This window comes from Bacteroidales bacterium (genome assembly GCA_014860585.1).
Lineage (GTDB): Bacteria > Bacteroidota > Bacteroidia > Bacteroidales > 4484-276 > RZYY01.
The window spans coordinates 65216-84987 of sequence record JACZJL010000085.1; the positions used below are offsets into that span (position 1 = coordinate 65216).

Genomic DNA, 19772 nt, shown 5'->3' on the forward strand with positions numbered 1-19772 from the left:
TTACTGGATATTATTTTGTTTCAACTGATTTTTCTGATCGCGCTTTTTCTCAAAGCCTGATAACTTACCGATCAGGATGTAAAGCATCGGGTACATAAAGACTCCGAGAAGGGTGGCAAGGCAAATTCCTCCAAAAAGAGCCATCCCCATTACTTTGCGTGCTTCTGATCCGGCGCCGGAAGCCACCAGGAGTGGCAGAATTCCAAGGATGAACGAAAACACGGTCATCAAAATCGGCCGGAACCTCAGCCGTGCCGAAGCAATAGCGGCATCATACAGTGAGAGGCCTTCCTCAAATTTTAATTGGGCAAATTCGATAATCAGAATGGCATTTTTAGCAGCCATTGCAATGAGCATCACCAGTGATATCTGCGCAAAGATGTTGTTGAGGTAGCTTTCGCTGAATATTCTTGAAAGTAACAATGCACCAAAAGCGCCCAGTATAGCAATAGGCGTCCCCAGCAAGATGCTGAAAGGCAGCGACCAGCTTTCGTATTGGGCAGCCAGAATAAGAAAAACAAACACCAGCGAAAAAACAAAAACAATACTTCCTGAACCTGCGGCTTTCTTTTCCTGGTAGGACATATTGGACCATTCGTAACCCATATCAGGTGGTAATACCTCAGCAGCCACTTCTTCGAGTGCATCAAGAGCCTGAGCAGAGCTGTAGCCTTTGGCGGGACTTCCGGTCAATTCGGTGGCACGGTATAAATTGTACCGGTTGGTAAACTCTGGTCCTGACACATCCTTCACTTCAACAAACGAAGATAGTGGAACACTTGTACCTTCGCTGTTTTTAAGGAAAAACAGACCCATCTGATCTTGGTTGATCCTGTATTCAGGTTCCGCCTGGATGTAGGTTTTGTAAAGCCTACCAAACCGGTTAAAATCATTTACATAGGCGCCGCCGAGAAATGCTCCGATGGTGGAGTATAAATCTTGCAGAGGAATGCCGGCTTTCATTGCTTTTTCACGGTTGATATCCATGAAACGTTGAGGAACGTTGGCGCTATAAGTGGTAAAAATGTTTCCGATTTCGGGTCTTTTAGAGGCTTCCCTGATAAACTTGGCTGTTTCTTCAGCCAGGTAAACCGGGGTGTTTCCTCCTTTATCCTGAAGCATCATCGTGAATCCGGAACCGCTGCCAAGGCCGGGAATTGCAGGCGGCCCGAAAGCAAATGCCTGTGCGCCTTTCACTCCCTGAAGTTTCTGGTTGATGATTCTGGTAAGTTCCAGCGCTGTATGTTCACGGGTAGCCCAGTTTTCGAGCGAAAGGAAAAGAAAAACTGAATTGGTGGCAAAAGCTCCGGTCATCATACTAAAGCCGGTTACATTAGTGAAGTATTCGACACCCTTAGTCTCTAAAAGAATATCTTCAATTTGTCTGGCAACATCATCAGAGCGCTGCAATGAGGCTGCATTGGGGAGTTGGGCATTGATAAACAGGTATCCCTGATCCTCTTCAGGAATAAATCCTGCGGGAAGAAATCTACCCGTAAAAACTGCAGCGATTGCAATGATTACTAAAAAGATTGCCCCTCTTTTTATCTTGCCGGCAATGATACTTGTCAGATTTACGTAGGAGTTGGTGGAGCGGTCGAAAGCCCTGTTAAACCCATTAAAAAACTTCCCCATCAAGCCTTTGTAAACCGTTGGTTTACGCATCAGGAGTGCGCACAATGCCGGACTTAAGCTAAGCGCATTTATGGATGAAAAAAGAACGGAAACTGCAACCGTAATAGCAAACTGCTGATAAAGACTGCCGGTGATGCCTCCCATGGCGGCTACAGGTATAAACACAGCGACAAGTACAAGGGTTGTTGCAATGACCGGTGCTGTAACTTCCTTCATGGCCTGGTTGGTAGCGTCTTTGGCGTTCATACCGTTTGCAATGTGCACCTGAACGGCCTCCACCACGATAATGGCATCATCCACCACAATCCCGATAGCCAGCACTAAACCAAGGAGTGAAAGCACATTAACCGTGAATCCAAGCAATGGAAAGACAATAAAAGCGCCGACCAACGAAACAGGGATGGCAAAAGTTGGGATAAGCGTTGCCCGCCAGTCCTGTATGAACAGGAATACTACCAAAATTACCAGTACCAGCGCAATGATGAGAGATTCGATGATTTCGTCAATCCCTGCGGTGATGGCTTCTGTAGTGTCCAGTGAAAAAGTGGATTCAATTCCTTCAGGAAAACGGGAAGATAATTCCTCCATTCTTTTTCTCAGGGTTTCCGAAAGTGCAACTGCATTGGAACCTGGCGCCTGGTAAATGGAAATAAGCGCGCTGTTTTTCTTGTTCAGCCTGGTGAAGGCATTATAGATTTCCACACCAAGTTCAATACGGGCCAGGTCTTTTAACAAAACCTGTGAACCGTCTGGGTTGATCCGAACCACAATGTTCCCGAATTCCTCTTCAGACTGAAGCCTGTCAGGCAATCTGACGGAATAGGTATATTCGGTGCCTACCGGTGCAGGTTCTGCACCGAAACGCCCCCCGGGAACGATAACGCTTTGTTGTTGAATGGCTTTCATAATTTCAGCCACCGTAATTCCGTAGGTAGCCAACTTATCGGGTTTAATCCAGAACCTCATCGAGTAATCGCTCGAACCTAAAATATCCACCCGACCCACACCCGGTTCACGGGCAAGGATATCCTTGATATTGATGGTAGCGTAATTTCCCATAAATTGCTGATCGTACCTGTCGCCCGGAGAAGTTAGTGAAATCAGCAGGATAGGAAAAGTGAATGCCTTTTGGGTGGTAACCCCAAACTGCTTGACTTCGTTGGGGAGCTTGGCCGAAGCCTGAGATACCCTATTTTGCGTAAAAGTGGTATTGAGATCGGGGTCGGTACCTATTTGAAATGAAACATTCAAGGTTAACGAGCCGTCGTTGGAGTTGGTAGATTTCATGTAGAGCATGTTATCCACCCCGTTCACCTGCTGCTCAATGGGTGTGGCGACCGATTCTTCAACATTCACTGAACTGGCGCCGGTATAAGTGGTCTTCACCGAAACCATGGGAGGGGTAATGTTGGGGTATTGTTCGATGGGCAAACCCAATAAAAAGATCACACCGGTAATAACGGTTATAATGGATATAACCAACGCCACAATCGGCCTTCGGACGAAAAAATTTCCTTTTTCCATGGTTTACCGCTTAGTTGGTTTTTACTTTTGATTGGTATTCAGTGATCTTTGGGTTCACCACCATACCACCTCTGACTTTTTGCAAACCTTCAAGAACGACTTTGTCGTTCACTTCAACTCCGCTTTTTATCACCCTGAAGTCGTTAAAGGTGGGACCTACCTCAACCTGCCGCAGTATAACCTTTGAACTGTCGCCAACCATAAATACATTAAATAATCCCTGAATTTCCATCACGGTTGATTGAGGGACTATCCTTGCATTTTCGAATTCGTCAATCTTGGCCCTGACACGGGCAAACTGCCCCGGACGTAATATCATTTCGGGATTCGGGAAAGAGGCCTGGATAAGTATTGAACCTGTTGTTGGATTAACTTCACGATCAACAAAATTTAAAATCCCCTTGTGATTATGGGTTGATCCGTCTGAAAGGATTAGGTCGAGGTTGGGTTCGGTTTTTATTTGAGGTTTATCGCCCCCCTCTTCCCTATTTAGAAAAGCTCTGCGCGATAGCCTAAGGTATTCATTCTCGCTGAGGAAAAATTCTACCAGAACGGTCTCAATGTCAGAAACTGTATTCAGCACAACCGGATTGGGGTACCTGCCGACAAAATCGCCAACCTTGGCTTGTGTCTTGCCGATAGTCCCGGTAATAGGGGATAAAATTTTGGTATAGCCTAATTCGATTTTTGCCGATTCAAGATTGGCATTTGCAGCCTCGAGCGATGAAACAGATGCTTCATAATTGGCAACGGCTGCATCCAGGTCGCTTTTACTTACGGCATTCATTTCAGCCAGAGGCCGAACACGTGCAAGATCGCTTTCAGCTTTGGCCAGCATTGTTTTGGCTTCGGCCACGTAGCTCATCTGGGCAGCAACTTTTGCCTGAAATGGTTGAGGATCGATGCTATAAAGCAGCTGCCCTTTGGTAACTCTGGCGCCTTCCTGAAAATGAACGCCCAGCAAAAATCCTTCAACTCTGGCACGTATGTCAATATCCTTTAAACCGAATATCTGACCTACAAAATCCTGATAAATAGGAACCGTTTGCTCCTTAACCAATACTACCGGAATTTCCGGTGGCGGGGGTGCAGTTTGCTCTTTTTGATTACACGACATGGTTATTAGCAACGAAAGAATTGCAAGGAGCCCGGCAGTCTTCTTGGAAATAGCGGATAAATGATTCATAATTAATTAATTTGTTTCTTGATTAGGCTGAATGTAATTTTTGACAAAAGTAATTTTTATTCGAAACCTCTTCTATAATACTAAGATACTATGCCGTTTAGGAATCGTTTCAGGAACGATCTGCAGGATTGGTTGACTCATACCTGCCGGCAGCAAATTTTCCGACAAGCATGGCCACGATGATAGCGATATAAAACTGGCCGAAAATAACAATAAAAGTTGACAATGACCGGGTGTATGGTTTCAGTGGTAAGATATCACCATACCCCAGCGTGCCCATAGTAATAAATACCCAGTAATTTGACACGCTCATTTTAAGACTTTGATTCATTTGTCTCACTTCGTCGGAGGCTATATTAAATGCACCAGGGTCGATCTGGATAATGACTGCTGTGAAAATGGAGAAAATGATACCTATGAGCAGGTAACCGGCTATAGACCCAAAGATTAAGCGGGTGTTCACTTCTCGCTCGTTAGCAATTTGCCTGATTAAAAGCGTTACAATGACAATAAAAAAAAGGATATTAAGACCCTGTGCAATATGCAGCAGGATTTCTGCATCAAGTATTCCTGATATCCACTCCATCGTTAAAGTGACCAAAAACAAGGTGATCAGTTTTTTACTTCGCTGCTTCAGTGAGTAAAGGGCGGAAAAATAAATCAGCGAATAAACAATCCGAAAAATGACCCGGTGCCATGGCGGTAAAACCGGTAGAATGAATGCAGCAAAAATGGCTGAAAATACAAGTACCCCGTTCCAGAAGTTAATTGAATGGTAAAAACGATGAGTCATTATTAGCAATTTGTTACATATCATCCATGATTTCGTCAGTGACTTCGAGGTTGTGAAAAACATTCTGTATGTCGTCATCATTTTCAAAAGTATCGATGACTTTCAGGATCTTACGGGCAGATTCCACGTCGAGTTTGACCGTATCGTTGGGGATACGCTGAAGTTCTGCATTTTCAACCTCAATGTTAAGTTCTTCGAGTTTTTTCTGCATCTTCCCGAAATCTTCCATCGAAGTGGTTACCGTGATTGTACTTTCTTCCATTTCAATGTCCTCTGCCCCGGCGTCAATCATCTCCAGCTCAAAGTCATCCATGTTGATCTCTTCTTTCCTGGGGATAACAAAAACACCTTTCCTTTCAAAAAGGAAACTCAATGAACCGGTGGTTCCAAGGCTGCCGTTGTATTTGTTGAAGATTGCGCGGACGTTGCTTATCGTGCGCTGGGGGTTATCGGTGGTGCACTCCACAATTACCGCGATGCCGTTGGCCAGGTAACCTTCATAGGCAACTTCGGTGAAAGATGCGCCATCTTTGTCTTTGCCTTTACTGATCGCCCTTTCTATGTTATCTTTGGGCATACTGGCCCCTTTTGCATTGGTGATGGCCATTCTCAACCTGGGATTACCTTCGGGGTCCGGGCCGTTTTCTTTTACAGCAATTGTAATTTCCTTGATGATCTTTGCAAAAATCTTCGAGCGCTTGGCATCCAGGGCGCCCTTTTTGCGTTTGATGGTTGACCATTTACTATGTCCTGACATATTCTGTTTTGTTTGAATTATTTTTCTGAAACGGGCGGTAAAAATAATGCTTTTCATCTTTTGTTATTATGGAAAAATGATTTTTAAGGAAAAGCTTTTTTTACCGGGTTTATCGTCGGAAAAAGAACTTCGCCCGAAAGTTCATAAGTCGGGTGCAGCCTTATTGGTTCTGTAATTGGATCTGCATTTTCTTATCATAATTAGTCTCTGCCAGAAAACTCCCTAAAATAGATTTTCAACGATTTATTTACCCCACCCTAAAGGGAGTAAATCGTTGAAAATCAATGCTCCCTTCAGGGCTGGGGCATTCATTGATTTTCAACATTAAGAGTTTTCTGGCGGGCACTAATTAACAAGGTTGTAATTCGTTGATCAAATCAAATCCCCATTCCGATTTCATTTCCTATTTTTGCCCATACTAATATCCTATAAATACTGCTGCAATGATCCACTTCTTCCGCAATAAATCAAGCGTGTACGTCTTGTCAAAACAGGATGAACTTACCGAAACTGATCTGATGAAACTCAACTGGCTCTTTGGGGATGCCGGGAGAATTCCAGATAAAAATATCAACGGTTATTTTGTCGGACCCCGCAGGGAGATGATCACACCCTGGAGCACAAATGCTGTGGAGATTACTCAAAATATGGGGATGGCAGCTATTCAGCGCATTGAGCAGTTTATTGAAGTTGATGATGAAAATACTCCGTTCGATCCGATGCTTTCAGCACTATACAATGGCCTGGACCAATTGGTTTTTACGATCGAAAAACAGCCTGATCCAATTGTTTTTGTGGATGATATTGCTCAATATAACCATGATGAAGGGTTAGCGTTAAGTGCAGAAGAAGTTCAGTACCTTGATGAATTGAGCCGGAGAATAGGCAGGAAACTTACCGACGGGGAAGTGTATGGCTTTGCACAGGTGAACTCTGAGCATTGCAGGCATAAGATTTTCAACGGAACGTTTATCATTGATGGTCAGGAGATGCCCGAATCATTATTCTCGATGATAAAGCAAACTTCAAAAGCACATCCCAACAGGATTGTATCGGCCTATAAAGATAATGTTGCTTTTGTGGAAGGCCCGGTGGCAGAGCAGTTTGCGCCGGCAAACCAGGACAAACCCGATTTTTTCCGGGTAAATGACATCGAAACCGTGATTTCGCTCAAGGCCGAAACACATAATTTTCCGACCACTGTTGAACCATTCAATGGTGCAGCCACCGGATCCGGTGGTGAGATCCGCGATCGTATGGCCGGCGGCAGGGGAAGTTTGCCTTTGGCCGGAACAGCAGTTTATATGACCTCATACCCGCGACTGGAGGCAGGCAGAACCTGGGAAGAGCAATTTCCCGAACGGATATGGCTGTATCAGACTCCACTGGATATTCTGATCAAAGCTTCCAATGGCGCCAGCGATTTTGGCAATAAATTCGGTCAGCCGCTGATCTGTGGAAGCCTTTTAACTTTCGAACATGCTGAACCAGGCAAGAAATGGGGATATGACAAGGTGATCATGCTGGCCGGAGGTGTGGGTTACGGGAATGAGACTGATGCACAAAAAGGCCATCCGCAGCCTGGAGACGCTGTAATCGTGATGGGAGGAGATAACTACCGGATTGGTATGGGTGGCGGTGCTGTTTCGTCGGTGGCCACCGGTCAGTTTGCCAACCACATCGAACTGAATGCGGTGCAGCGTTCTAACCCCGAAATGCAAAAGCGGGTGTACAATGCCATCAGGGCGATGGTAGAAGCTGGTCATAACCCGGTTGTTTCCATTCATGACCACGGCGCCGGCGGACATCTGAACAGCCTTTCGGAATTGGTGGAAGAAACAGGGGCGGTGATTGAAATGGAAAAACTGCCGGTGGGTGATCCTACACTTTCCGACAAAGAAATCATTGGTAACGAGTCTCAGGAGCGTATGGGCTTGATTTTAAAACCCGCCGATGTGGAGCTGATGAAACGTGTTTCAGAGCGAGAACGGGCCCCCTTTTATGTCGTTGGACATGCTACCGGCGACCATCGGTTTACTTTCAGAAAAAAAGGCGCCGACATTCATCCGATTGACCTCGATCTGACAGACTTTTTTGGTAAACCGCCAAAGACAGTCCTTGAAGACAAAACACTGGTTGAAAAATTCCCGGATTTGCATTACGATTTTGCTAAGATTCATGAATACATTGAAGCAGTGCTTCAGATTGAAGCAGTAGCCTGTAAAGACTGGCTCACCAATAAGGTGGATCGCTCGGTTACAGGCAAAGTGGCCTTGCAGCAATGTGTCGGCGAAATACAGTTACCACTGAACAACCTGGGCGTTGTGGCTTTGGATTACCAGGGTGAAAAAGGCGTGGCCACTTCCATTGGTCATGCGCCGGTTGCAGGTTTGATTGATCCTGCAAGGGGGAGTATCCTGGCCATTGCCGAAGCCTTAACCAACCTGGTGTGGGCGCCGCTGGAACAGGGATTAAAAGGGGTTTCACTCTCAGCCAACTGGATGTGGCCTGCCCGCAACGAAGGCGAAAATGCCCGTCTTTACAGGGCTGTGGAAGCAGCCGCGAAGTTTGCTACCGCACTTGGCATCAACATACCTACGGGAAAGGATTCCCTTTCGATGACTCAGAAATATCCCGATGGTGAAAAAGTGCTTGCTCCGGGAACAGTGATCATTTCAACGGTTGGCGAAGTTACTGACATCAGGAAAGTGGTAAAGCCGGCTTTGGTTCAGGAAAAAGACTCAGCCATCGTGTATATTCCTTTCACAAAATCAGGGTTTGAGCTGGGTGGCAGCAGCTTTGCTCAGGTGCTCGACAGCCTGGGAACAGACACTCCCGATGTTGCTGATGCGGAATATTTTGCTAAGGTTTTTGATGGCGTTCAGCAACTGGTCATTGATGAGTTGATTCTGGCAGGACATGATGTTTCAGCCGGAGGACTGATTACAACGCTGCTGGAAATGAATTTTCCCAACCAAGCCGGAGGCCTCGACATCAACATGGATCACATGCGTGATTTGATCCTGATGCGCCTGCTTTTCAGCGAAAAACCGGCTGTTGTAATCCAGGTCAGAAATGGCGATGCAATTATGCGGCGCTTATTAAACTCGGGAATTGAGGCTATTAAGTTAGGGTCATTTTCCGAGATAAGAAAAATCAACATCAGCCATGGCAGCAGATCCCTTGAGTTTGACATTGACAGCCTCAGGGAACTTTGGTTCAAAACGTCCTATCTTTTCGAACGAAATCAGACGATTCCTGAGTTAGCACTCAATCGTTACAAAAACTACAAGAAACAACCTCTGAAGTTCAGGTTTAACAATGACTTTTCCGGTCATTTTGCTCAATTTTGCATCCATCCAAAGCGACGCGAGCATAGCAGAATCAAGGCTGCCATCATTCGCGAAAAAGGGGTAAACGGCGATCGCGAAATGGCCTGGTCGCTCTATCTTGCAGGCTTTGATGTGAAAGATGTCCATACTACCGACTTAATCAGCGGTCGTGAAACACTTGAAGACATCAACTTCATCGTATTTGTTGGCGGGTTTTCCAACTCTGATGTGCTGGGGTCTGGCAAAGGATGGGCCGGGGCGCTGCTTTATAACGAAAAAGCCCGAACGGCACTCGGTAAATTTTATGCCCGAACCGATACCCTCAGCCTTGGCATCTGCAACGGCTGCCAGGTTATGACCGAACTTGGGCTGATTTATCCTGATCACAAGCAACACCCAAAAATGGAACACAACAGTTCGGGGAAGTTTGAGTCAGCATTTTTGAATGTAGATATTTTGCCAAATGAATCGGTAATGCTTAAATCGCTTGCCGGAACCCGACTTGGCATCTGGGTTGCACATGGCGAAGGCCGGTTCAGTTTCCCGCTGGATGAATCGGAATACCGGATTCCGGTAAAGTTTTCATATGAGGAATATCCGGGAAATCCAAACGGTTCTCCTCATGCTGCAGCAGGTATCGTTTCTGATGATGGTCGTCACCTGGCCATGATGCCGCACATCGAACGTGCCATCCTTCCCTGGCAGTGGGCACATTATCCCCAACAAAGGAGAAATGACGAGATGACCCCGTGGCTTGAGGCTTTTGTGAATGCGAGGGAATGGATTAAAAGTAAACTGGAAAACCAATCAAAAGCGTAATGGATTTGTTTAGTTTCCTGCCAGATGTCAGGATTAAATTGAAAACCTGATCAACTTTATCATGGAAATAAAAGACGAACTAAGAAAAATTCCCGGCGTAGATGTGTTGATGAATCATCAGGCGATCAGGGATTTATTGAAAATTCACCCGCGGAATCTCATTACCCACATTATCCAGGTTTCGCTTGAGAATGTAAGGACTGCCATCCTGAATGGTCAACCGGCGCCTGGCGAAGACGAACTGATTAAAGAAATTTCTGCCAAAATCACTGCTTTTGCCCGTAAAAGTCTCCGTCCGGTAATCAACGCCACCGGTGTGATCGTCCATACCAATTTAGGACGTGCCCCCTTTGGCGATCTCCTCCTTGACGAAGTACACGATATTCTTCGCAGCTACAACAACCTTGAGTTCAACCTTGAAGAAGGGGAGCGAGGTTCCCGTTATGTGCACGTCACCGAACTGATGAAATTCCTCACAGGTGCTGAGGATGTCCTTGTGGTGAACAATAATGCCGCTGCGGTGATGCTTATCCTGCGGGCGTTTGCAAAAAATAAAGAGGTGATCATCTCAAGAGGCGAGCTGATCGAAATCGGCGGCGCCTTCCGGATGCCCGATATCATGGCGGCTTCCGACTGTAAAATGGTGGAGGTGGGCACTACAAACAAGACCAAAATCAGCGACTTTGCGCAATCTGTCACAAAGAAAACGGCCATTATCATGAAAGCGCACCGGTCGAACTATGTAATCAAAGGTTTCACTACCGAACCAACCCTTAATGAACTGGTTGAGCTTGGAAAGAAAACCGGCGTCACTGTGGTTTACGACATGGGATCAGGACTGTTGCGCAAGGCAAAAGTGAAGTTTCTGCAACATGAGCCTGACGTGAAATCCACATTGGCCACAGGTGTTGACCTGGTGACTTTTTCAGGAGATAAATTGCTCGGAGGCCCCCAGGCAGGGATCATTGCCGGGAAAAAACATTTGATTGATAAACTGAAAAAAGAGCCGATGACCCGCGCCGTCCGTGTGGGAAAAACGGTGTTGGCCATGCTCGAGGCCGTCTGTATGATCTACCTCGAAGAGCCAACATTGCTGGAAAAAAGCCCCGTTTTCAGGATGATGAATGCCAACCCGGAAACGCTCCGACAGAAATCTGAGGCGTTAGCCGGAGAATTGACAAGGAAAGGGGTGATGAATACGGTCGTTAAAAGCCAGGGACAGGCCGGTGGCGGCGCGCTTCCCGAAAAGACCATCGAGAGTTTTGCCGTTCAGCTTGAAATACCGGGCAAATCAAAAGCTGAAAAGAACGAAAAAGCCGAAAAAATTCACAGGCTGCTGTTATTGCAGCAATTGCCGGTTCTGGGTATTCTGCGCAAAGGGCAGCTTGTGTTTGATGTCTTAACCATCCCCGACCAGGACATGCCGGTTGCTGCCGGGATCATTGCGGATGTTTACATGGAGGTAGTTCATGGCTAAACACCTCATCATGGGGACTGCCGGTCATGTGGATCACGGCAAAACAGCGCTGATCAGGGCCCTGACGGGCATTGACTGCGACACCCATAAGGAGGAGAAAGAACGCGGAATCACCATCAACCTGGGATTTGCTCATCTTGAACTTTCTGAAGAGCTTTCGCTCGGAATTGTGGATGTACCCGGGCATAAGGATTTTGTGAAAACCATGGTGGCCGGCGCATACGGAATTGATTTCGTGTTGCTGGTCATTGCTGCCGACAGCGGAATTATGCCTCAGACCAAAGAACATTTTAACATCATCAGTATGCTCGGGATTAAGCACGGGCTGGTTGCCCTGAACAAATCAGACCTGGTGGATGATGAAATGATCGAACTGGCCAAACTCGAGATCATGGAGTTTCTCGAGGACAGCCCTATGGAGCACGCGCCTGTTGTTGCCGTGTCCTCAGTAACCGGAGAGGGAATTGACACATTAAAATCGGAGATCAAAAAAATTGCCCAAAGTATCCCCGAAAAAAGTCATGCAGCTGTCTTTCGGATGTATATCGACCGCATTTTCAACATCCGTGGAATTGGCATCGTAGTAACCGGATCGGTGCTTGGCGGCGAAATCAGGATCGGGCAGGATTTATTCTTACTGCCTGGAAACCATGACAGACTGAAAATTAAAAGTATTGAGCGGCATGGAAAGCAGGTTGAAATCGTTTCGGCCGGCGACCGTGCAGCGATCAATCTTTCCGGGCTGAAATACGACGACTTCGAACGGGGTATGCTGCTCGCCGGCATACAACTCCCAGAAATCAGCAGGCTGGATGCACTCGTGGAATTGTTTCAGGGAAATACCCGTCTTGGTATTTGGTCGCAACAGATTTTCCACACGGGCACTTTTTCGTCAAAAGCAAGAATGCACCTTTTAAACTCAGATGAGCTGACCGGCGGGGCACAGGCCATTGTCCAGATTCAACTCGAAAAACCCGCCATCCTGCTCAACAACGACCGGTTTATCCTGCGCAATTCTTCCAACGATTTAACCATTGGAGGTGGGCTCATCATCGACAACCGTCCGCTCCATCACAAGCGCCGCACCGGGAAACTGCGTCAAAACCTCGAGGTCCTCGCCAAAGCTGTTTCCGATCGGGAAAATCTTTCCGCCCTGATACTGCTTGAGATGGATAAAGCCATGAAACCAATCTCAGTCGAACAAATCGCAGACTTATTGGGAAAGCAACCTGCAGAAATCGTTTCAGCCATTGAGCATCCTGAAATCAACCCTCATGTCTATCTTTTTGAAAATCAAAAATACCTTGTATCCGACGTTTTTTCCAGCAAAGCAGAGGCTACTATTTTACTTGCACTGCAAAACTACCATTCGCAGAACCCATTGAAAGAAACCGGGCTTGAGACAAAGGAGCTTGCCGGTAAAGTAAGGCTAACCAGTGGATTTGATTATTTTTTACTGGAAAAAATTCTTGCGAAAATGTGGGCCGAAAAAAGGCTGAAAAAAGTCGGGGTAACCTTTGTGTTAAAAGAACACCAGGTCAGGTTCGACCGGAAAATGCAGGATCAGATCACCTGGCTCGAAGAGATGATCCGCCGGTCGGGAATGCAACGCGCTTCAATCAACGAAGTGGATGCCGTTGCTCAGTCGCAGAATATCCGCAAAGGCCAGTTGGTGATGTACCTTCAGTACCTGGCCGCCAACGGGAAGATTTATTACAATGGAGAGGATATTCTCCACACCGGTCTTGTGAATGGCATTCGCCTCACACTCTTGCGCAAATTGGCCGAGAGTCCGCGTGGCATTAACGAAAAGGATTTCCGGCTGCTGATTGATGGAACCAAAAAAGCCGTTCAGGCATTGATCAATATTTTCCTTCAGGAAGGGATCATCGAGAAACAAACGTTCTTCCTCCACATCACAGAAAAGGGCAGGCGGTTGATTGGATTGCCATAGACCAGGGATGCTCCGGGATTACCGGTTTCTTTTCAAAAACCTGAGTCCGGTTTGTTCGTTCATCACCACAAAGAAGATTAATGCCAGAGAAAGAACTATACTCACCCACAGTAAAACGGTGCTTTCGACACTTCCGAACTCTTCAGCCGGCGTTTCCACAACACCCTGCTCGAAAAGATAATAAACCATTACAGCCGAAGCATTATTGATAAAATGCGCGAGTATGGGCAACCAGACAGATCCCGACCAAACAAAAAGATAGCCAAAGATCAGTCCGAGAACAAACCTGGGTAAAAAGCCAAAAAACTGTAAATGAAAAGCGCTGAAAATGATGGCAGACAGCACTACGGCGATGTGTACATTTCCCAGCCAGCTTCTGAAGACCCTGATCAGCACCGCCCTGAACAACAATTCCTCAGCCACAGAAGCGATCACGCCGACGATCAGCAGATTGATGACCAACCCCCAGATCGTCCGGGTGTTGAGAAATGCTTTGGTCAGCTCTTCAGCCCGGGTTTCGGCCGTCCGCATCCATTCCTCAATAGCGTGAAGACTATCCGGCAACACCATGGCCTGGTTGATTTTAACCAGTTCGTTGATAACAGGAAGCAGAAGGTACATCAGCAAAACAACAGAAATGGCTGAAAACAGTCCGGGTAGCTTCTTTAATCCAAGGTATTCGCTGACACTGAAACTAACCAAAAAGGCAAAAATTAAACCTGGAAGCACAAAAGCCCCCAGCTGGCTCAACACCTGCATGAACTTCAGGAGAGAAATCTCTTCCGGGTTTTCGGGAATCCCAATCCCGGATAATGTTTCCATTACGGGAATACCAAACAAAGGACGGGAAAGCAGCACACCCAGAAAAAAAGTAATCAACCACATCACCAGGATGAGCAGAAATAGCACAAAGAGTTTTACAAAAGCCGGATGTCTAAGTAAGAGCGGTTCCTGACGCAGCATTTGGCAAAGGTTCGAATTTTTACAATAGTCGGCAAACTTAAATAAAATTCATTTGACAGGTCAGATTATGGTAATTGATTTTTTCCCGGTTGTTCAGACGTCCTAATCGGACGTGACATTCAGACGATGTATTCAGACGTGCTATTCCGACGTGACGTTCAGACGAGGCTTCTGCCTCGTCTGGTCTATCCTGGCAGGCTCCGGCCTGCCAAATTAATCTGCTGGCTGCCGGGTAAACTGTTATAAATCATTTCGCAGGAAGGGGTCTAAGCCGAACAGTTGTTAAGTGGGGTATTAAATTCAGATTTCAAGAGTTTCGTAATTTAAACCAATGACAACGCTTATTTGATTTCTGTCGGATGATACAAACTGCCAATCATAGCCTGCAACGGCCAGCCATCCAGCAATGTGCAAGGCATCAAGTGTCCGAAGGCCGTTTTCTTTTCCAAATCGTTTGATCAGAGTCAGTGTTTCATTCATTAGGTCGCCTGCCATTGGCACAATATTAAACAGATCGAATTGATTTTCAATAGCTGCCTCTATTCTCTGTAGATTTTGTTCATTGATTTCATGATTCCTGTATTTTCGGAATACTGCACACATCAGTTCAACAAGAGCCAGCTCTAAAACCCATATATCATTTGATGGATTGTCAATAATCTCTTTCACCTTGTTCGATCCTGCTTCATTGCTGAAAAGTTTTACCAGGGCAGAGGTATCAAAATAGTATGTCATATCCTTTCTTCTCTCCCAATATTAATATCCGATGAGGTTAATCCTGCGGCGCCGGTGAGCTTGATTACCTCATCATAATAGTTCGTTTTTGGGATTAGTTTACTTCTGTGTGGCTTGCGATCACCGGTAAGAGAGTCGATCAGGATTTCAACAATCCTCAAATCATAAGGATCAAGCCCATCAACTTTTGACTTAATTTTCTCTTTTAGTTTCATGGTTTTTTTCGCAAAGATATGAATACTTTCTTTTATCAATTGAAGATCCCATTGTTCAGACGAGACGTTTAGACGAGGCTCCTGCCTCTATCCCTCGTCTGGTCTATCACGGCAGGCTCCGGCCTGCCATATTAATCTACTGGCTGCCGCGTTAAATGCCAAAAACCATTTCGCAGGCTGGAGCCTGCAGAAATAGATGCGGCTTAGGCTGGAGCCTAAGCCGAACAGCGGAGTGGAATGTTGAAATGACGAAAACCTGACAGTCCCGCACGTGCGGGATTAAGATCTGTCAGTGTTTTATTAAGAACCACCGAAAATTTAACATTAATTTATAGTTTACAACCACCAACTGAGCGGTATATTTTTTTACTTTTGCCCTCCATTCAAAACAGCAATATGCCTACAACGTTACGCTCATTTTCCGCACTGCTTTTACTCTCTTTGCTTACATCTGTCCTTTTTGCGCAGATACCCCCGAATTACTACAACTCAGCGCAGGGACTCACCGGCGCCAGCCTCAAAACAGCCCTGCACAACATCATCGATGACCATACGGAAAAATCCTATGATTACCTCTGGACGGCCTTTCAGACAACCGACGACAAGTCCAACGGCAAGGTGTGGGACATGTACAGCGACCTCCCCGGTAATCCTCCCTACGAGTATACCTTCTCCGCTGACCAATGTTCAGAAGCCACTGCTCCCTACGAAAACTATTGCTACAACCGTGAGCACTCCTGGCCGCGAAGCTGGTACGGCGGCGCCGAGGATGTCCCGATGTACACCGACCTTTTCCATGTTTACCCCACCGATGCCTGGGTGAACGAGCAGCGGTCGAATTTTCCCTACGGGCAGGTGAACTCACCCTCCACCACCACGCAAAACGGCAGCAAGTTAGGTTCATGCAGTTATCCGGGTTACTCCGGCACGGTGTTCGAACCCATTGACGCCTACAAGGGAGACTTTGCCCGCACTTACTTTTACATGGTGACCCGCTACGAAGACCTGGTGGCCACCTGGTACAGCAACTCCAGCGAAGCCAATGCCGTGCTGCAGCCCAATACTTTTCCGGTGTTCGAAACCTGGTTCCTGAACATGCTGATTGCCTGGCACAACGCCGACCCCGTATCGGCGAAAGAAATTGACCGCAACAACGCCGTGTTTGCCATACAGGGCAACCGCAACCCTTTTATTGACCACCCCGAGTATGTGCAGTGTGTGTGGGCTACATGCCTTGAGGACGAACCCGCCAACCACGCCACCGACTTCTCGGCGCACACCATCACGCTGAACTGGGCCGACGCCACCGGCGCCACCCTCCCCGACGGTTACCTCGTGCGCATGAGCAACCAGGGGTTTGACAATATCTTAGCCCCCGACGACGGAATCCCCGTTACCGACAACTTCTGGAACAAAAACGTTCCCTACGGCAAACAAACCGCAACCTTTGGCGGGCTGACACCCAACACGGTGTATTACTTTAAAATATTTGGCTACCGCGGCGCCGGCGCTACCATCGGCTACAAAACCGACGGCGCCATCCAACAGGTAAGTATCGAAGCAAAATAAACATATCGAACTAACAAGATGAACAAAATAACATTGAACATACCGGAAAGCATCAACCTGACAAATTTCGATCTGACAGTTTATGTTGCTGCAAAAATGTATGAAGACGGGCTTGTTTCAGCCGGACAGGCTTCCGAAATTGTTGGCATTTCCAAAAGGGCTTTTATCGAAATCCTGGGTAAGTATGGCGTGTCGCTATTCAGTCAGTCGGTAGATGATCTGGAAAAAGAGATAGCCAATACTAAATGCCTAAGTTAGCGAACAATTTAAAGATGAAAAATGCAATTTCAAAAAACGGTGTTCCAATTCGGCTCACAACAGAACGGTGGCAACACATTACAATTGGTCATCCGGACATAGCTGACTATTATTACGAAATACTTGAAACAATTGAAAATCCTGAAATAATTTACGAAGGAGACAATGACGCAAAAATTGCAGTTAAAATGTTTCAGGATAGAAATAATAAATTTGTAGTAACAGTTTATAAAGAATCAGGCGCAACCGATGGATTTGTAATAACAGCCTATTTTTCAACAAGGAAACAAGAATTTCAAAAGAAAAAAGTACTATGGAAACAACAGATGTAAAGGAAATGGAAAAAGCTCTTCCCTATTTTTTAAAGCATAAAACAGTGTGGGCATCCTACGACAGCGAAGCCGATGTGCTTTATTTACATTTTAAGAAACCCAATCATGCAGACAATTCAGAAATGACGGAAGATGAGATTATTATCCGCTATGAGAAAAAAGAAATTATTGGTTTAACCATATTAAACGCAAGCCAACGAATAAATTAACCACAATTCACCAGGTCTGATAAGATGCGACGAATTGAAATGAAGATGAGTGATAGCAGTTTTCAGGTTGTTCACGAGGAATCCGGCAAACGGACAGCAACCTTTAGCGGGCTTACACCCAACACGGTGTATTACTTTAAAATATTTGGTTACAGGGGCGCCGGCCCTACCATCGGCTACAAAACCGACGACCCCATTCAACAGGTAAGTATCGAAGCAAAATAAATCTTTAACTAACTAAAATTTAAAATCTTATGAAAAATTTTACAGTTTTAAAACTTTTTTCCCTGCTCATCGGAGTGATGTTGGCGGGGAGTGTATGGGGGCAGACTTCTTTTACCGCAACCTTCAATCTTGCAGGAAGTGGAAATGATGTCACAAGTTTCAATTATAATGGAACTGCTTATGTTGGTATTTCACCTGGTCCACTTGTAAAAGTTGGAATTACCAGTTCCAGCAGTACGGGTAATTTCCGAGGATCAAATTGGCCATTAGATCCTGCTACAATTGGTGACTTAGATGGTACTGTTGACTTAGGCAAATACATCGGCTTTACAGTAGCTCCGATTTCTGGTTACAAATTTACTATCACTTCCATAACGTTCGGGATAGGACGCAGTGCAACTGGAACAAGGCAAAGTCAATGGAGAGGAAGTTCTGATACATATAACTCTATTTTAGATAATTATACTACCCTTAATGCAAGTTTAACCAATACATCAGGTGTGCTTACAAATCCGGATGCAAATAGTTCCTGGACTGGAAATGTTTTGACATTAGGAACTACCTATAGTGACTTGACTAGCACAGTTGGTTTTAGATTATATATGTATAATAGCGAAGCTACTACAGGAACAGCAGGATTGCAAGGCAACATTACCATCAATGGAACCTTTCAGTTAATCGGTGGTAACCCCACCGTCGCCACCCCCACTTTTAATCCAGGAGGAGGAAATTATATTACCACCCAAAACGTAGTAATCTCATGCGAAACATCTGGTTCAACCATTTATTATACCGATGATGGCACTGATCCTGATGAGACCAGCCCAGAATACACGGGAGCAGTTTCCATTAGCAGCACTACAACTTTGAAAGCCAGAGCTTATGCTGATGGTTATGACCCAAGTGCTATAGCTACGGCGGTTTACACCTTCCCAACGGAAGTGGCGAATATTGCTGCATTTCGGGCTGGAGATAATGGAACCTTGTATAAAATAACAGGTGAGGTAGTCATCCTGCATCGCGACAGTTTTAGAAACAGGCATTTCATTCGCGATAACAGTGGTTCTTTGACTATATGGGATGAAAGCAGTAATATTACCACAAGTTACAATCCTGGTGATGGAGTTACGGGTTTTATTGGCATTAAATCGACCCAAAACAGTGGTGCACTAATAGTACTTGAAGCCGCTGTTGATCCTGGAACAGCAGCACACATAGGGCTGGACATAACACCAGTGACACTCACAATTGCAGCGATGAGCCTTGATAATACCGGTAATCTTGCCACGATTGCAGATGTTGGATTTGATGTTACGGGTACGTTTGCTACAGGGCAAAACTACCAGATCAGCGATGGTTCATCAAAGGCAACAATGAATTTCAGGACAGACTTTTTTACTGCGGATTACATCGGAACCGATTTACCAACAGGCTCTGGTGCTATTACGGGAATTGTTGGAGGATTTGGCACTGCTCCGCAAATTACGTCCCGTAATGCCTCTGATCTTGATTTTGCGCTGGAACCTGAATACATTATTTTTTATTTCCGCGGGCCTTCCTGGATGGACAACAACCCTCATAACCCTGAGATATGGGGACCGTTCAACGGGTGGGCATCAGCAGCCGCAATGACATTTGATTCCGAGCTTGGCTGGTGGTCTGTAACCGTTGAGGTTGCTGATGCTGCAGCCGAAATTACCTATCAGTCCAGATTTGCGCAGGCAGGAACAACAAAATACCAAAAAGCTTTTGAAAATTTCAGTGCAGATCCAACCTTCACCACAACCAC

16 protein-coding genes are annotated in these 19772 nt (G+C 45.9%); 9 read left to right on the forward strand and 7 right to left on the reverse strand.

Features of this window, described 5'->3' with window-relative positions:
• From IH598_08610 to IH598_08625, 4 genes are all read right to left on the reverse strand, one after another.
• Entirely contained in the window at window positions 1-3159 is a 3159-nt protein-coding gene (locus IH598_08610; GenBank protein MBE0638568.1) for an efflux RND transporter permease subunit, read from the reverse strand.
• Between the two features lie 10 nt (window positions 3160-3169).
• Window positions 3170-4345 carry an efflux RND transporter periplasmic adaptor subunit gene (locus tag IH598_08615; GenBank protein ID MBE0638569.1) on the reverse strand — a complete coding sequence of 392 codons (1176 nt, stop codon included), beginning with the start codon at window positions 4343-4345 and terminating at the stop codon, window positions 3170-3172.
• A gap of 109 nt (window positions 4346-4454) precedes the next feature.
• On the reverse strand, window positions 4455-5138 hold the full coding sequence (locus IH598_08620) for a two pore domain potassium channel family protein (GenBank protein ID MBE0638570.1): 684 nt from the start codon (window positions 5136-5138) through the stop codon (window positions 4455-4457).
• A 13-nt stretch (window positions 5139-5151) separates the two neighbouring features.
• The gene (locus IH598_08625; protein ID MBE0638571.1) at window positions 5152-5895 is read right to left on the reverse strand and encodes a YebC/PmpR family DNA-binding transcriptional regulator; all 744 of its coding nucleotides are present in this window, start codon (window positions 5893-5895) and stop codon (window positions 5152-5154) included.
• Between the two features lie 443 nt (window positions 5896-6338).
• On the opposite strand from IH598_08625, the gene purL reads away from it, so the two are divergent.
• The 3 genes from purL (at window position 6339) to selB (ending at window position 13477) form a co-directional block, all read left to right on the forward strand.
• Window positions 6339-10046, forward strand: coding sequence for a phosphoribosylformylglycinamidine synthase (purL, locus tag IH598_08630; GenBank protein MBE0638572.1), 3708 nt, complete (start codon window positions 6339-6341; stop codon window positions 10044-10046).
• A 61-nt stretch (window positions 10047-10107) separates the two neighbouring features.
• A complete protein-coding gene (gene selA, locus IH598_08635; GenBank protein MBE0638573.1) occupies window positions 10108-11523 on the forward strand; it encodes an L-seryl-tRNA(Sec) selenium transferase in 1416 nt (471 codons plus the stop codon).
• Window positions 11516-13477, forward strand: coding sequence for a selenocysteine-specific translation elongation factor (selB, locus tag IH598_08640; protein ID MBE0638574.1), 1962 nt, complete (start codon window positions 11516-11518; stop codon window positions 13475-13477). Before selA ends, selB begins: the two co-directional genes overlap by 8 nt.
• An 18-nt stretch (window positions 13478-13495) precedes the next feature.
• Here the strand turns inward: selB and IH598_08645 are convergent, their stop codons facing one another.
• The 3 genes from IH598_08645 to IH598_08655 form a co-directional block, all read right to left on the reverse strand.
• A complete protein-coding gene (locus IH598_08645) occupies window positions 13496-14440 on the reverse strand; it encodes a CPBP family intramembrane metalloprotease (protein MBE0638575.1) in 945 nt (314 codons plus the stop codon).
• A gap of 300 nt (window positions 14441-14740) precedes the next feature.
• Entirely contained in the window at window positions 14741-15175 is a 435-nt protein-coding gene (locus IH598_08650) for a type II toxin-antitoxin system VapC family toxin (GenBank protein MBE0638576.1), read from the reverse strand.
• Window positions 15172-15390, reverse strand: a complete 219-nt coding sequence (locus IH598_08655) for a hypothetical protein (protein ID MBE0638577.1) — start codon at window positions 15388-15390, stop codon at window positions 15172-15174. The genes IH598_08650 and IH598_08655 overlap by 4 nt, the downstream gene beginning before the upstream one ends.
• A 396-nt stretch (window positions 15391-15786) precedes the next feature.
• On the opposite strand from IH598_08655, the gene IH598_08660 reads away from it, so the two are divergent.
• The 6 genes from IH598_08660 to IH598_08685 form a co-directional block, all read left to right on the forward strand.
• A complete protein-coding gene (locus IH598_08660) occupies window positions 15787-16959 on the forward strand; it encodes an endonuclease (protein ID MBE0638578.1) in 1173 nt (390 codons plus the stop codon).
• Window positions 16960-16977: 18 nt separating this feature from the next.
• Window positions 16978-17217 carry a UPF0175 family protein gene (locus IH598_08665; GenBank protein MBE0638579.1) on the forward strand — a complete coding sequence of 80 codons (240 nt, stop codon included), beginning with the start codon at window positions 16978-16980 and terminating at the stop codon, window positions 17215-17217.
• Window positions 17218-17231: 14 nt separating this feature from the next.
• Window positions 17232-17549, forward strand: a complete 318-nt coding sequence (locus IH598_08670; GenBank protein ID MBE0638580.1) for a hypothetical protein — start codon at window positions 17232-17234, stop codon at window positions 17547-17549.
• The gene (locus IH598_08675; protein ID MBE0638581.1) at window positions 17531-17758 is read left to right on the forward strand and encodes a DUF2283 domain-containing protein; all 228 of its coding nucleotides are present in this window, start codon (window positions 17531-17533) and stop codon (window positions 17756-17758) included. The genes IH598_08670 and IH598_08675 overlap by 19 nt, the downstream gene beginning before the upstream one ends.
• Before the next feature lie 24 nt (window positions 17759-17782).
• Window positions 17783-17983 (forward strand): fibronectin type III domain-containing protein, encoded by a 201-nt coding sequence (locus IH598_08680; protein ID MBE0638582.1) that lies wholly within the window; start codon window positions 17783-17785, stop codon window positions 17981-17983.
• 29 nt (window positions 17984-18012) lie between these two features.
• Window positions 18013-19772: chitobiase/beta-hexosaminidase C-terminal domain-containing protein (locus tag IH598_08685; GenBank protein ID MBE0638583.1), on the forward strand; the 1760-nt coding region annotated here is incomplete at its 3' end.